This window comes from Deltaproteobacteria bacterium (genome assembly GCA_016875225.1).
GTDB lineage: Bacteria > Myxococcota_A > UBA9160 > SZUA-336 > SZUA-336 > VGRW01.
In genome coordinates this window covers 18,585-32,153 of the sequence record VGRW01000003.1, presented here as the reverse complement: position 1 = coordinate 32,153, position 13,569 = coordinate 18,585, and the positions used below count along the sequence as shown (strand labels likewise).

The 13,569-nt window shown below is 69.5% G+C and carries 12 protein-coding genes; 7 read left to right on the top strand and 5 right to left on the bottom strand.

Going from position 1 to position 13,569, the window contains the following annotated elements; genetic code table 11:
* The first annotated feature begins 2 nt into the window (after positions 1–2).
* From glnD to FJ108_01370, 7 genes are all read left to right on the top strand, one after another.
* On the top strand, positions 3–2,714 hold the full coding sequence (gene glnD, locus FJ108_01400; protein MBM4334556.1) for a [protein-PII] uridylyltransferase: 2,712 nt from the start codon (positions 3–5) through the stop codon (positions 2,712–2,714).
* Positions 2,711–3,637 carry a tyrosine recombinase XerD gene (locus FJ108_01395; GenBank protein MBM4334555.1) on the top strand — a complete coding sequence of 309 codons (927 nt, stop codon included), beginning with the start codon at positions 2,711–2,713 and terminating at the stop codon, positions 3,635–3,637. The genes glnD and FJ108_01395 overlap by 4 nt, the downstream gene beginning before the upstream one ends.
* Positions 3,638–3,711: 74 nt before the next feature.
* Positions 3,712–4,578, top strand: a complete 867-nt coding sequence (locus FJ108_01390) for a segregation/condensation protein A (GenBank protein ID MBM4334554.1) — start codon at positions 3,712–3,714, stop codon at positions 4,576–4,578.
* Positions 4,556–5,194: an SMC-Scp complex subunit ScpB gene (gene scpB, locus FJ108_01385; protein ID MBM4334553.1), complete on the top strand. Its 639-nt coding sequence runs from the start codon at positions 4,556–4,558 to the stop codon at positions 5,192–5,194. Before FJ108_01390 ends, scpB begins: the two co-directional genes overlap by 23 nt.
* Positions 5,195–5,312: 118 nt before the next feature.
* Positions 5,313–6,194 carry a hypothetical protein gene (locus FJ108_01380; GenBank protein MBM4334552.1) on the top strand — a complete coding sequence of 294 codons (882 nt, stop codon included), beginning with the start codon at positions 5,313–5,315 and terminating at the stop codon, positions 6,192–6,194.
* 75 nt (positions 6,195–6,269) lie between these two features.
* Entirely contained in the window at positions 6,270–7,472 is a 1,203-nt protein-coding gene (locus FJ108_01375; GenBank protein ID MBM4334551.1) for a formyl-CoA transferase, read from the top strand.
* Position 7,473: 1 nt separating this feature from the next.
* Positions 7,474–8,811, top strand: coding sequence for a hypothetical protein (locus tag FJ108_01370; GenBank protein MBM4334550.1), 1,338 nt, complete (start codon positions 7,474–7,476; stop codon positions 8,809–8,811).
* Here the strand turns inward: FJ108_01370 and FJ108_01365 are convergent.
* Genes FJ108_01365 through FJ108_01345 form a run of 5 tightly spaced genes read right to left on the bottom strand, consistent with a single transcriptional unit; the run spans position 8,766 to position 13,542 of the window.
* Positions 8,766–9,422, bottom strand: a complete 657-nt coding sequence (locus FJ108_01365) for a sugar transferase (GenBank protein ID MBM4334549.1) — start codon at positions 9,420–9,422, stop codon at positions 8,766–8,768. The genes FJ108_01370 and FJ108_01365 overlap by 46 nt on opposite strands.
* A 2-nt stretch (positions 9,423–9,424) precedes the next feature.
* Complete coding sequence (locus FJ108_01360) at positions 9,425–10,612, bottom strand: UDP-N-acetylglucosamine 4,6-dehydratase (protein MBM4334548.1); 1,188 nt, start codon at positions 10,610–10,612, stop codon at positions 9,425–9,427.
* A 6-nt stretch (positions 10,613–10,618) separates the two neighbouring features.
* Positions 10,619–11,758, bottom strand: a complete 1,140-nt coding sequence (locus FJ108_01355; protein MBM4334547.1) for a DegT/DnrJ/EryC1/StrS family aminotransferase — start codon at positions 11,756–11,758, stop codon at positions 10,619–10,621.
* 9 nt (positions 11,759–11,767) lie between these two features.
* Entirely contained in the window at positions 11,768–12,499 is a 732-nt protein-coding gene (locus FJ108_01350; protein ID MBM4334546.1) for a class I SAM-dependent methyltransferase, read from the bottom strand.
* Positions 12,496–13,542, bottom strand: a complete 1,047-nt coding sequence (locus tag FJ108_01345) for a glycosyltransferase family 2 protein (protein ID MBM4334545.1) — start codon at positions 13,540–13,542, stop codon at positions 12,496–12,498. Before FJ108_01345 ends, FJ108_01350 begins: the two co-directional genes overlap by 4 nt.
* Positions 13,543–13,569 lie beyond the last annotated feature (27 nt).

The window sequence follows — 13,569 nt, the reverse complement described above, 5'->3', positions numbered from 1 at the left end:
CCGTGCAGCCGCTCTGCGACGACTTCCTCGGCACGCAGCCCGCGCACGTGACCGGATCCTCGTCGCAGCACCTGAACCCGTCGGTTCGCGCCTATCTCGATGCGGTGCGCGCGCACCTTCTCGAGCAGCACGACGCGGGCGCGCCTTCGCGAAGCGTGAACGAGGAGCACGCGGAGCTGGTGGATCGGCTGATCCGCAAGCTGTTCCGACTCGCCGAGGATCGCTACTTCGAGGCGTTTCCGCGGCTCAACTTCCGGCTCGCGGTCGTGGCAGTCGGCGGCTACGGGCGCCGCGAGCTCTCGCTCGGCTCCGACATCGATCTGGTCTTCCTGTTCCGCGGCAAGGAGAACCCGTACGTCGAGACGATCACCGAGACGATCGCGACCCGGCTCTGGGACGCGAAGCTCACGGTCGGCGCCGCCACGCGCACGATCGGCGACTCGCTGCGGGTGGGCCGCGAGGACTTGTCGACGCTGACCTCCTATCTCGACGGCCGCTTCTTGATCGGCGACCCGGCCCTGTTCGCCGAGCTCGACCGCGAGATCCGTGCTCACATGCGCGAGCACGGGGAGGCGTTCGTCGAGGCCAAGCTCGCCGAGCAGGCGCGTCGGCACGAGAGCGGGGGCGAGTCGCTCTACCTGCTGCAGCCGAACCTGAAGGAGAGCGTCGGAGGCCTGCGCGACTACCACACCGCGCTGTGGATCGCGCGCGCGACGATCTGGGAGGTTCGCCGTGCGGAGCAGCTGCGCGTGCAGGGATTCATCGACGAGCACGAGCAGCAGCAGCTGCAAGAAGCGCTCGACTTCATGTGGCGGGTGCGCAATCAGCTGCACCGCAAGGGTCGCAAGGACGACCGTCTGCACTTCGAGGCGCAGGAGCGGCTGGCCGAGTACATGGGCTTCCGCGAGAGCAAGGCGGTGCGGGGCGTCGAGCGCCTGATGCGCACCTACTACATGCACGCGCGCTCGATCCAGCTGATCTCGCGCCGGGTGATCGCGCACGCGCGACAGCTTCGCGCGGCTCGGCAGCCGTCCGGACGCTACATTCCCGACGCGGTCGCCGAGGGTTTCGCGATCAGCTCCGGACGGCTCGAGATCCCGGCCGCCTCGCTGATCGACGAGCGTCCGGTGCGCCTGCTCGCCGCGTTCGCGGTCGCGCAGCACCACGACGTCGAGCTCTCGACGCGGGCGCAGCGGCTGCTGCGCCAGAAGCTCTCTCTGGTCGACGACGCCTTCCGCGTCGACCCCGAGGCGAGCGCGCTGTTCCTGCAGATCCTCTCCGCGCCGACGCGCGTCTACCGCACGCTGCAGATGATGGACGAGGTGGGACTGCTCGGTGCCTACCTTCCGGAGTTCGCGCACGTGGTCGGGATGTGGCAGCAGGACATGTACCACACCTACACCGTCGACATTCACTCGCTCTTCCTCGTCGAGCAGCTCCGCCGGATCCTGCGCGGGCGCTACCGCACGCAGCTGCCGCTCGCGACCGAGCTGATGCGCGAGGTACGCAATCCTGTGTGGCTCTACCTGGCGTGCATCCTGCACGACATCGGCAAGGGACGTGGCGGCGGGCACTCGGGCAAGGGCGCGGCGCTGGTTCCGGCGATCGCGGAGCGCCTCGGCCTCGGCGCGGAGGCCGCTGGGATCGTGGAGTTCCTGGTCCTGCACCACCTGACGATGAGCGGGATGGCCGAGCAGCGCGACGTGCACGATCCCCGGCTGATCCTGCGCCTGGCGAAGCTCTGTGGCTCACGGCTGTACCTGCGTCTGCTCTATCTGATCACGGTCGCGGACATCCGCAGCGTCTCGCCCGTCGCGTGGACGAACTGGAAGGCGGGGCTGCTCGAGCAGCTGTACCGCAACGCCGCGGAGTGGCTCGAAGCCGGCGAGGCGGCCGAGGCCGCGCCGCAGTTCTTCCTCGACCGCGCTTCGAGCCAGGCCGCCGCGACCTCCGCACGGGCGGTGGAGATGCTGACTCAGCGCGGCGTGGCGAAGTCGGAGGCGGAGCTTCTGCTGGAGCAGATGCCGCGCCGCTACCTGCTCGAGAACGAGGCCGAGGAGATCGCCGCGCACCTGCACGCGGCGCTGCGCTTCCTCGAATCGGGCGCGACCGCACGCGTCGAGGCGTTCCGCGCCGCCGCGCCCAGCGCCCCGTCGTGGGGGATCGTCGTGCTCGCGCGCGACCGCCCCGGGCTGTTCGCGACGATGGCTGGAGTGCTCTCGAGCTGCGGGCACAACATCCTGGCCGCGTCGGCCTACACCACGCGCGAGGGGATCGCGCTCGACATGTTCCACGTCGACCCGATCGCGGGCGGGCCGAGAGAGCAGGATCTCGCGCGCGAGCGGATCGAGCGCCGTCTCGTCGCCGTGCTCGACGGAACCGGCCCGATCCCCGCGCCCCAGCCGCCTCGAACGCCGCTCCCGCGCGTGGTTCGCGAGCAGCCGCCGAGCGCGCGCGTGGAGAACGACGAGTCGGATTTCTACACGATCATCGACGTCGAGGCGCTCGACCGGCCCGGGCTTCTGCACGACATCGCTCAGGCGCTCTCCCACCACGAGCTCTCGATCGTGGCCGTGCGGGCCTCCACGCGCGCGAACCGCGCGACCGACGCGTTCTACGTCACCGGCGCGGACGGTCTGAAGCTCACCGACCCGGAGCGCCGGCGCGCGGTGGAGGCGGAGATCCTGGCCGCGATCGGCGCGGAGGCGACGTGAGGCTCGACGCGGGGATCGACGCGTTTCTCGCGCACCTCGCGGTCGAGCGCGGGCTGTCGGCGGCGACGATCGAGGCCTACGAGCGCGACCTGGCCGCGCTCTCTGAGACGCTGGGCGATCTCGATGTCGGCGCGCTCGACGCCGCGTCGCTTCGCCGGCACGTCGACCGCCTCGCCACGCGGGGACTCGCGGGATCCACGCGCGCCCGCGCACTCTCGGCAATCGCGCGCCTGCTCGCCTGGCTGCGTGCGGAGCGCCTGCTCGAGTGCGATCCGCTGGCCGATCTGGAGCGCCCCAAGCAGCGGCGAAAGATCCCGCACGTGCTCTCCACCGACGAGGTGGTCGCGCTGCTGTCGGCGCCCGACGAGAGCCCCGTCGGAATCCGAGATCGCGCGATCCTCGAGCTGCTCTACGCCGCGGGTCTGCGCGTCTCCGAGGCGACCGGGCTGCGTCTGGCCAATCTCCAGCTCGCCTCGCGCAGCCTGACCGTGCTCGGCAAGGGACGGCGCGAGCGTGTGGCGCTCGTGGGGGAGCCCGCCGTGGAAGCGCTCGAACGCTACCTGGCGCAGGTGCGCCCGCGCTGGGTTCGCGACGCCGAGGTCGCCTTCGTCTTCGTCACCGCGCGCGGCGCCGCGATGACCCGACAGGCGATCTGGTACCGGATGCGTGCCTACGGACTGCAGGCGGGAATCGCGCACAAGCTCACCCCCCACGTCCTGCGTCACTCCTTCGCGACCCACCTGCTCGAGGGCGGGGCGGATCTGCGCATCGTCCAGGAGATGCTCGGCCACTCCGACATCGGCACCACGGAGATCTACACGCATGTGAGTCGGACCCGGCTTCACGAGCTGGTGAACGCCCGGCATCCACGGGGCGATCCTGGCTCGGCCGGACCGGATGGGATAGTCTCGCCCTCGTCGTAGGGGGTGCGACGATCGAAGCGATGGACTCGAGCCCGAGCCGCGAAGAGACCAGCCTCGGTCGCCACTCGTGCGCGATCAAGCTGCACGCCTTCGAGGGCCCGCTCGATCTGCTCCTGCACCTGATCCGCGCGAACGAAGTCGACATCGCCGACATCCCGATCGCGGCGATCTCCGAGCAGTACCTGGCCTACCTCGAGCTGATGCGCTCGCTCGACATCGACGTCGCTGCGGACTACCTGCTGATGGCCGCGACGCTCGCGCACATCAAGTCGCGGATGCTGCTTCCGCCCGACCCCGACATCCTCGGCGAGGACGAGGGCGAGGATCCGCGAGCCGAGCTCGCCCGGCGGCTCGCCGAGTACGCCGTCTTCAAGGACGCCGCCGATGCGCTGGCGCGAAGGCAGCTCCTGAACCGCGACGTCTTCGCGGCCGAGCCGGACGCCTCGACGCTGCCCGAGAAAGAGGGCGTGCTCGCGGTCAGCCTGTTCGCGCTGATCGAGGCCATGCAAGGCGTGCTCGGCCGTGTGTCGCCCGCGGCGCAGCACCACATCGTCTCGCGCGAGCGCATCACGCTGCAGCAGTCGATGATCGAGGTGATGGACCGGCTGCGGGTCTCCGCGGGCGCGACGCTTCGCTTCGAGGAGCTGTTCCCGAGCGGACTCGAGGCCAGCCGCGAGCGGATCGTGCTGGCCTTTCTCTCGATCCTCGAGCTCGCCAAGATCCAGGCGCTGCTGATCTTCCAGAACGCCACGGGCGACGGGCGACCCGACGGGCCGATCCGTGTGCGTCTGGCAGTGGGGGACGCGCCCGACGAGGCGGAGATCGAGGCCGCGGCCGCCGAGGCCGAGGCGGAGTTCAGCACGCGCGTCGACCTCGAGGAGGTCCCCGAGACCGCCGCGACGGACGAGCCGGAGACGGATGAGGGTGGCGATGCCTGGTGAAGAGATCGATCTTGCTGCGCTCGAGGCGCTGATCTTCGCGTCCGAGGGGCCTGCGACGGCGGCATCGATCCGGCGCGCCTTCGCGGATCTGGCGCCGGGCTCGATCAGCCCGGCGGTGGCGCAGATCAACGCGCGGCTCGCCGAGAGCGGTCGGCCCTACGAGATCGCCGAGGTCGCCGGCGGCTGGCAGTTCCGGACCCGGCCCGAGTACGCCGAGGTGATTCTCGCGGCCAAGCCCGAGCGGAAGGTGAGACTGTCGCGCGCGGCGCTCGAGACGCTGGCGTTGGTCGCGTACCGACAGCCGCTCTCGCGCGCCGAGATCGAGGATCTGCGCGGCGTCGATTGTGGCGCGGTCATGAAGACGCTGCTCGAGCGCGACTTCGTCCGGATCGTCGGGCGGCGCGATGCACCCGGGCGCCCCGCGCTGCTCGGAACCACGAGCGCGTTCCTGCAGACCTTCGGCCTGCGCGCGCTCTCCGACCTGCCGCCGCTGCGCGAGGTCGAGTCGCTGATCCGAGCGCCCGCGCTCGAGGGCGAGGTCGACGCGAGCGCGCTCGAGCCGCTTGCGGAGCCGGTCGAAGCGGCGCCCGACGAGAATGAAATACGGTTCCATTGAGCGCAGGCGCGGCGCATTTCCCGAGGCAACTCCGCGGCGCTGCGCAGGACCTCGAAAGACTCTGATTTCCTGAATAAAATCAGGGACTTGTCAGGTCCAGTTCGAGTACAATCGCAGCGTGAGAACGCCCCTCCGATCGCGGCTCGCCGTCTGCCTGCTCGCGCTCTGCCCGCAACCCGCGGCCGCGGACTCGACACTGTCCGGTGTCTGTCCGGACGGCAGCGTGTTCGTGGTCCAGAGCCGCAGCTCCGTGCCCTGTGCGAACCCGCGCTTCGTCGACGCGGCGGACCTCCCGCCGCTGCGCCCGCACCTGCTGCCGCGGCCGTACACGTGGTACGTCGATCAAGAGACGCGCAACCCGAACAATCCGTACAACCTCGTCGAGGCGGCCGAGAAGATCCGCGCGGCGCGGCTGGGCACGACGCCGGGCGCAGAGAGCGCGCAAGCAGCGCCATCGCAGCCCGCGCCAGCGATCGGCGCGGTCGCTCGGCCTGCGCCGCCGACCCCTCCACCACCGGCGGCTGCGGAGCTTCGGCTGGCCGACGACGAGCTCCGCGACCTGGTGCGCCTGATCGGGCTGCGCCAGGCGGATTCCCCCGCGCAGCTCGAGATCTCCGACGCGCGCGGCGACGCGCGAATGCGCATCCAGCTCGCCTACTCGGCCTCGTTCGAGTCATGGGCGCTCGCGAGCCTCGGACTCGACCCGTCGGCGAGCCACGTGTTCGTCTTCGCGACGCTCGCCGAGTCGGACACCGAGTTCCAGCCGAATTTCTTCGTCGTGCAGGGCGGCCGCACCTACCGACCCGATCCGACGCGGCCGAGCGAGATCGGCTTCCTGCTCGGCGAGTCCGGCGCACTTCCCGCCGGCGAGCTCGCCGTCGGCTACCTGGTCGTTCCCGCGAGCTTCGAGCCGCACGCGGCGATCGAGCTGTTCTGGAACGATCGCAGCGTCGAGACCGTGCTCGCGCCTGCGACCGGCGGCGCCGCGCCCTCGCGCTGAGGCTCGGCTCCCGCGCGCCCCTCGCGAGGGCTACGATGGCGTCTCGGCGCCACCGCTGCCGCGAAGGAGGTCTCGATGCCAGCGCTGGACGGAATGCGCGTGCTCGACATGACGCAGTACGAGGCCGGCACCGCGTGCACGCAGGCGCTGGCCTGGCTCGACGCGGACGTGGTGAAGATCGAGCGCCCGGGGTCCGGCGATCCCGGACGGGGCTTGCTCGTCGGAGGCGATCACTCGGCGTACTTTCTCAGCTGGAACGCGAACAAGCGCAGCGTCGCTGTCGCCCTCGAGAAGCCCGAGGGACGCGAGCTGCTCCTGCGCATGCTTCCGCGCTACGACGTCTTCGTCGAGAACTTCGGGCCCGGCGTGCTCGAGAAGCTGGGGCTCGAGTACGAGGCGATGCGCGCGGTGCACCCCGCGATCATCCACGCGCGCATCAAGGGCTTCGGCGGCGGCGGGCCGTACGCGAGCTACAAGTGCTTCGACATGGTCGCGCAGGCGGCGTCGGGCGCGTTCTCGGTGACCGGCGAGCCCGACGGGCCGCCGATGTGTCCGGGCCCGACGCTGGCCGACTCGGGCACGGGCGTGCAGGCGGCGCTCGCGATCACCGCGGCCTACGTGCAGCGATTGCGCACCGGCGAGGGGCAGCAGATCGAGATCGCGATGCAGGAGGCGATGACCTTCTACATGCGCACGCGAATCGCGAACGGATCGGAGTGGGGCTCTCGCGCGGTCCCCCGCACGGGCAACGGCGAGGGGCCGATGCTGAACCTGTACCCGTGCAAGCCCGGCGGGCCGAACGACTACGTGTACCTGGTCGTCGCGACGCCGCGGATGTGGGACCAGCTCTGCAGCGCGCTCGACCGTCCCGATCTCGCCAGCGATCCCCGCTTCAAGGGCTGGCTGCTGCGGCACGAGAACGGCGCGGCGCTCTACGAGGAGATCGCGAGCTGGACGCGGGAGCACACCAAGCACGAGGCGATGCGGATCCTGGCCGAGGCAGGCGTGCCGTGCAGCGCGGTGCTCGACACCCGCGATCTGTTCCAGGATCCGCAGCTCGCGGCGCGCGGCTTCGTGAAGCGGGTGAAGCACGAGGTGCTCGGCGAGGTGCCGATCCTGGGCTCGCCGTTCCGCCTCTCGCAGAGCGAGGTCGAGCTTCGCGCGGCGCCCGTGCTCGGCCGGCACACCGACGAGGTGCTGCGCGAGGATCTCGGCCTGTCCGACTCCGATCTTCGCGCGCTCCACGCGTCCGGGGTGGTCGCGACGAAGGAGAGCTGAGGTGAGACGCGCGGTGCGCGTTGCAGCGGGCGTGCTCCTGGCCCTGTTCGGCGCGGCGACGGCGGCGGCGCGCGACATCCACATCTGCCTGGTTCCCGACACGCAGAACCTCGCCAACCAGGAGGACAACGCCGTCGTGTCGCCGAAGACGACCTGTCAGGTGGATCCGATCCGCGGCGCCTGCATCGGCGCGCACTGCGAGAAGTCGCCGTACTGCATCGGGTCGTGGCACCGGACCGGCGAGATCCTGCTCGCCAACGTCGCGTACAGCATGACCGGGCAGTGGCAGAAGATCGACTACTCGGAGATCCACGGCCGCGATCGGGTGCGGTCCAAGCTCGACCACTCGCTCGATCACCCCCCCTGCGACCTGATCCTGGGCCTCGGCGACATGATGGACATCAGCTACCCGCCCGCGAAGGCCTGCACGCCCGAGGTGCTCGACCACGCGAGCCCGAGCGACAACTACCACCAGTACGAGGCGGTGCTCGGCTTCTGGACGATCATCCGCGACTCGGGAATTCCGTTCCTGCCGCTGCGCGGGAATCACGATCCCGAGGCCTGTTACACCAAGCTGATGGAGGCGCTCGAGTTCGAGTCACTTCCCTTCTACTACGCGAAGTCCTCGAGCGGCCAGTCTCCTGGAAGCGCCGCCGGCAAGAGCGACGGCGCGCTGCTCACGGGGCAGTCCCATGCGATCAAGACGGAGATCGCCGGGCGTACCTTCTGCGCGGTGGGGGTTCAGGACGCCGTCGCCAACGAAGCATGGCCCGGCCCCGCGATGACCGACGTCGCGTTCTGCAACGCGGCGATCGGCTGCGGCGGCGGCTTCCCGACGATCCTCACCGCGCACGGCGCGGTGCTCCCGAGCGGCGAGATCGACGACTCCGGCGATCCGGGACTCGGCACGCTGCGCGACGGCTGTGTGAGAAAGAGCGAGAACGACGAGGTCTTCATCGTCGCGGGCGGCCACTGGACGAACCCCGTGCGGAGCTCCGTGAAAGCCTCCGAGATCAACCCCGCGACGGGCGAGCGGATCTGGAAGCTCTTCTCCAACTGGCAGGAGCTGAACCGCCACAACGGCGGCGCGCCGAGCCGCCCGGAAGGTGTCACGCCCTCGGACGGACAGGGCGGCGTATACACCGTCATCACCATCAGCCCGAGCGAGAAGACGCTCTGCGCGCACGACTGGAACCCCTACTTCCAGACGCGGAGCGAGCGCGGCAACGGTCAGGAGCCGGGTCTGATCGGCATGACGGAGCTCTGCGAGGAGTTCGATCTCGACGCGCGCTTCTACTCCGGCGCGGGCTCCGGCAGATCGGGAAAGATCGACCGGTAGGGCACGCCGCCAGGCCACACCACGGCCCAGATCGTCAGCGCGACCAGGATCAGGTACAGCGCGAGCCCGCGCCTGCGGATGAACCAGAGCTCGAGCTCGCCCTTGTACGGCGCGATCACCTCGCGGTAGTAGCGCTCGGGGTCTCGCCCGGGCACCGAGAGCAGGCTCTCCTCGTCGCGGAACACGATCGAGCCGATGCCGGAGAGACCGGGGCGCACCTTGACGAGTTCCGCCTTCACGTGCGCGGGAAAGACCTCGAAGTGTCCCAGGGCCTGCGGACGCGGCCCGATCAGGCTCATGTCGCCGAGAAGCACGTTCAGGAGCTGTGGCAGCTCGTTGAGCTTGGTCCGGCGCAGGAAACGCCCGAACGGGAGGACGCGCGGGTCGTCCTTCAGCGTGAGCAGGCCGGAGCCCAGGTTCGGGCTGTCCTTCAGCATGGTGGCGAACTTCAGCAGGCCGAACGGCTTCCCGCCGCGCCCCACACGCTCCTGTCGGTAGAAGATCTCACCCTCGCCGGAGCAGCGCAGCACCAGCGCGATCCCCACCAGCACGGGCAGCAGGCAGAGCAGGGCGACCCCGGAGAGCAATGCGTCGAGCGCCCGGGTCGACATCTCTACATCCGATCGTCGAGGTATTTTCCGGTCTCGTGGTGCGCGAACTCCGGTGCAAGTCGCTCGAAGAGCGCGACGAGCGCCTCTTTGGTCCACGCGCAACGAGCGCGCATCGCCTCGATCTCCGCCAGGAAGTCGTCGAGTCGGGTTCGGTCCCGGTACGCGGCATTCCGGATCACGCCGATGTTCGGAAAGCGCTCGAGATCGAGATCCTGGCCAGACACGAAAAACTCCTCGAAGGCCTTCTCGCCGGTGGTGTCGCTGTCGAAGAAGTAGCAGGGCCACTTCCGCCCGGTTCGGTCGCGCGATTTCGCGCGCGCCTCGTCCTCGCTCGCGCAGGGATCCGCCTCGTAGCCCAGGCTCGCCAGATAGCGCACGGCGATCTCGGAGAACGTGAGCAGGCTCTCCGCGGGATCGAGCTTGGGGAAGAAGATGTCGCGGTTCTCTCCGAGCAGGCACGACATCACACAGAGGACTCCCGACTCCTCCTGCGTGATGAAGTACCTGCGCACGTCGCGCGGCGCGGAGAGCGGCTGGCCCTTGGCGATCCGCTGCGCGAACCCGTGCAGCAGGCTTCCGTCCGAGAACGCGACGTTCGCGAAGCGAGCGGTGGACACGGGCACCCGCAGGCTCGCGTTCAGCAGGAACAGCTCCATGATCCGCTTGGAGGCGCCCATCATGTTCACCGGATTGGTCGCCTTGTCGGTCGAGACGCAGAAGTACTTCCGGGCGCCCATCCTGTGCGCGTCCTCGAGCGTTCGCACCGTGTTCAGGACGTTGACCTCGATCATGCGCATCAGCGAGTAAGGATCCTTCTCGCTGCGAACGTGCTTCAGCGCCGAGAGGTTCAGCACGTAGTCGTAGCGCGCCGGCGCTTCGATCAGCGCGCGGAACTCGACGCCGCCGACATCGAGCGGGAAGGTGCGGAAGTCGCCGCGGGTGTATCCGAGCGAGCTGCGCAGGTCGCGAACCAGCTCCACCAGGTTGTTCTCGCTCACGTCCACGACGTGGAGCGAGGCGGGATCGCGAGCGAAGATCTCCTTCACGACGGCCTGGCCGATCGACCCCGCGCCGCCGATCACCAGGAACGAGCGCTCGGCGACCGCCGCGTCGAGCGACCCGGAGTGCCGGCGCAGCTCCTCGGCGAAGAGAGAGTGATCGCGCCCGATCAGCTTTAGAACGGACGACATCGTCGGCTAGGCCAGCGCTTCGAGGAGCGCGTCGGTCACGTAGTCGACCTGCTCGTCGCTCATGGTCGGATACAGAGGAAGCGTGAGCTCGCGCTCGCTGATCCGAGCCGCCACGGGAGTGTCCTCGGCGCGGAACGAGCCCCGATACCCGCTGAAGCTCCAGAACGGCGGGTAGTGGATGCTCGCCTGCACGCCGCGCGTCTTCAGCGCCTCGATCACGGCGAGGCGGTCGCAGCCCTCGGGCAGGAGCACGGGCAGGATGTGGTAGGCGGACACCGCGCCCGAAGGCTGTGCCGCAAAGGGCATCCGGACCGGCGACCCGGCGAGCCGCGCGCGATAGCGCGCCGTGAGGTCGCCGCGGCGCTCGTTGCCGCTCTCGAGCTTGGCGAGCTGGACCAGCCCGATCGCGGCGCGGATCTCGTCCATCCGGTAGTTCAGGCCCGGCGCGAGCACGTCATAGGTGACCGCGCGCCCCTGGTGGCGATCGAGCGTGAGGGTGGTCATTCCGTGCGAGCGCAGGCCGCGAAGCCGCTCGTAGAGCGCGCGATCGCGCGCGACGACCATTCCGCCTTCACCGACGGAGAGGTTCTTGTTGCTGAAGAACGAGAAGCAGGAGACGTCACCGAAGGTGCCGCAGGCGCGCCCCCCGACCGAGGCGCCCGGTGCATGCGCGACGTCCTCGACGAGCGCGAGGCCGCGCTTCCGGCACAGCGCGACGATCGGGTCCATGTCGCACGGGAAGCCCGCGAAGTGGAGCACCATCACGGCCTTGGTGCGCGGCGACAGACGCCGCTCGATCGACTCGGCGCAGACGTTCCAATCGTCGAGCGACGCGCAGTCGGCCAGCACCGGCTGCGCTCCCACCATGCGCACCACGTTCGCATCCGCGACGAAGGTGAGCGCGGGAATCACGACTTCGTCGCCGCGGTCGACGCCGAGCGCGAGCATCGCCATGTGCAGCGAGGCCGTGCAGTTCGCGGTCGCCACGCAGGTTCCCTCGGCTCCGAGGAGCTTGCCGAAATTCCGTTCGAACTCGGCGACCCGCTCGCCCATCGTGACCCAGCCCGACCGGACCACGGCCTCGGCTGCGGCACACTCCTCCTCGCCGAAGTTCGTCTCGAAAAGCTGCACCTTCCAGATGCTCATCGATGCCTCTCAGTGATTCGGTTTGCGGATCCACGCCAGGACGTGGGTTCGGAGGAACGGCAGAAGATTGGCGAGCGTGTACAGGCTCGGGTGGCCGCGCGCGAGGAGTCGCGAGATCGGCGGCGCCAGCGTGACGCGCCGGACCGCGAGCTCCCCATCCGGAAAGAGCTCGCGGATCCGAGCGATGGAGACACCGCGGACGTCGGGGTTGCGCGGGTTGTCCCAGGTGAAGTCGTACCAGAGCACCTGACCCCCGGGCTTGGCCAACGTCCACATGCGACGCGCCAGGCGGGCTTGAAATTCGTCGTCGAGGATCGAGCTGAACACCGTGGACTGGAAGACGACGTCGAATCGCTCGGCGCCGAGCTCGAGACTCGCGGCGTCTCCGACCAGAACGCGCGTCGCGGCCGGCAGCCGCTCACGCGCGAGGGCGACGCGCTCCTCGAGCAGCTCGTTGCCGACGAGATGGTCCGGCCGAAAGCCGAGCTGAAGCAGCGCGAGCAGATTCCCGCCCGTTCCGCAGCCGATCTCGAGCAGCGTCCGTTCGCGGACCGGCGCCAGGCCGCTCGCGTGGATCCAGCCGATCAAGGCCCGCTCACGCTCCTGGCGCGCCAACCAGACCGAGGCGTCCAGCGGATCGTATCGATCGGCGATCTCGCGAGACTTGCGACGGTCGTAGCGCTCGGCGACGGCCGAGAGCTCGCTAGAGGCTCCGTTGCTGGGCTGCCGAGTCTTGCTCAAGTCGCGCCTCGGCTCGAGCCGCGCGTGATCGCCGAGAACGAGGCGGCGCTGCCTCGCCGCAAGAGCAGGAAGTCGATCACCCCGCGGAGAAAGCCGTACCCGTAGCCGAAATGGTACGCCGCAAAGACGATCGGCAGGACCGCCAGATACCTGAAAGACCCCGCCATCCAGCAAGTGTGTACGCTCGCCGCCAGGTCGGCGACCGCATAGGCCCCGATCGCGAGCGCCAGCAACACGAGCGCAGGCGACCAGAAGAGGCCCAGCACGGCCAGGCCGAGCAGCGTGAGGACGAATCCGCCGGGAACGAGGTGGCGAATCGACGCCGGCAGCTTGTGCTTCTGGATCACTCGCACCTTCCAGTAGCCGTACTGTTTGTACTGCGCGAACAGGCTCGCGAGCGAGCTGCGCGGGTAGTAGCAGGAGCGGATGGTCGGGGACTGCCAGATCCGCCCGCCCGAGCGCGTGATGCGCAGGTTCAGCTCGTCGTCCTGGTTCCGGACCAGCTCTTCGTCGAACAGGCCCACGCGCTCGAAGACCTCCTTGCGCCAGCAGCCGAGGTACACCGTGTCGACCTCGCCCTCGTGCTCGAGCCGGTGAGAGCGCGCCCCGCCGGTCGCGAAAGGAGAATGCGAGACGAGGGCGATCGCGCTCTGCAGCCGGCTCTCGCCCGAGGCGCGCCAGGGCCCGCCCACGTTGTCCGCGCCGGTCCGCTCCAGGGTCTCGAGGCACGACCGGACGTAGTCGGAGGCGTACGTGGTGTGCGCGTCCATGCGGACGATCACGTCTCCGCTCGCCTCGCGGATGGCCGCATTCAGGCCGCAAGAGACGATGCGGCCCGGATTCGAGACCACCCGAAGGCCCGGGTTCCCTCCGGCGAACTCGTCGAGAATCGCGCGCGTTCCGTCGTCGCTCATTCCGTCCGCGATCAGCACCTCGAGCTCCCAGCCCGGCGGCACCTCCTGCGCCAGAAGCGACTCGACGAAGCCGCGGATGTAGTCCCGCTCGTTCCGGCAGGGCGAGATGATCGAGATTCGTCCGGGCATCCTGATGAGACTCCGAAGGCGACTCGG

Bases quoted from the DNA above. Each gene is read 5' to 3' on its own strand.
- FJ108_01375 (MBM4334551.1), top strand. From the start codon at position 6,270: ATGCCAGCGCTGGACGGAATGCGCGTGCTCGACATGACGCAGTACGAG.
- FJ108_01365 (MBM4334549.1), bottom strand. From the start codon at position 9,422: ATGTCGACCCGGGCGCTCGACGCATTGCTCTCCGGGGTCGCCCTGCTC.
- FJ108_01360 (MBM4334548.1), bottom strand. From the start codon at position 10,612: ATGTCGTCCGTTCTAAAGCTGATCGGGCGCGATCACTCTCTCTTCGCC.
- FJ108_01345 (MBM4334545.1), bottom strand. From the start codon at position 13,542: ATGCCCGGACGAATCTCGATCATCTCGCCCTGCCGGAACGAGCGGGAC.
- scpB (MBM4334553.1), top strand. From the start codon at position 4,556: ATGAGGGTGGCGATGCCTGGTGAAGAGATCGATCTTGCTGCGCTCGAG.
- FJ108_01355 (MBM4334547.1), bottom strand. From the start codon at position 11,758: ATGAGCATCTGGAAGGTGCAGCTTTTCGAGACGAACTTCGGCGAGGAG.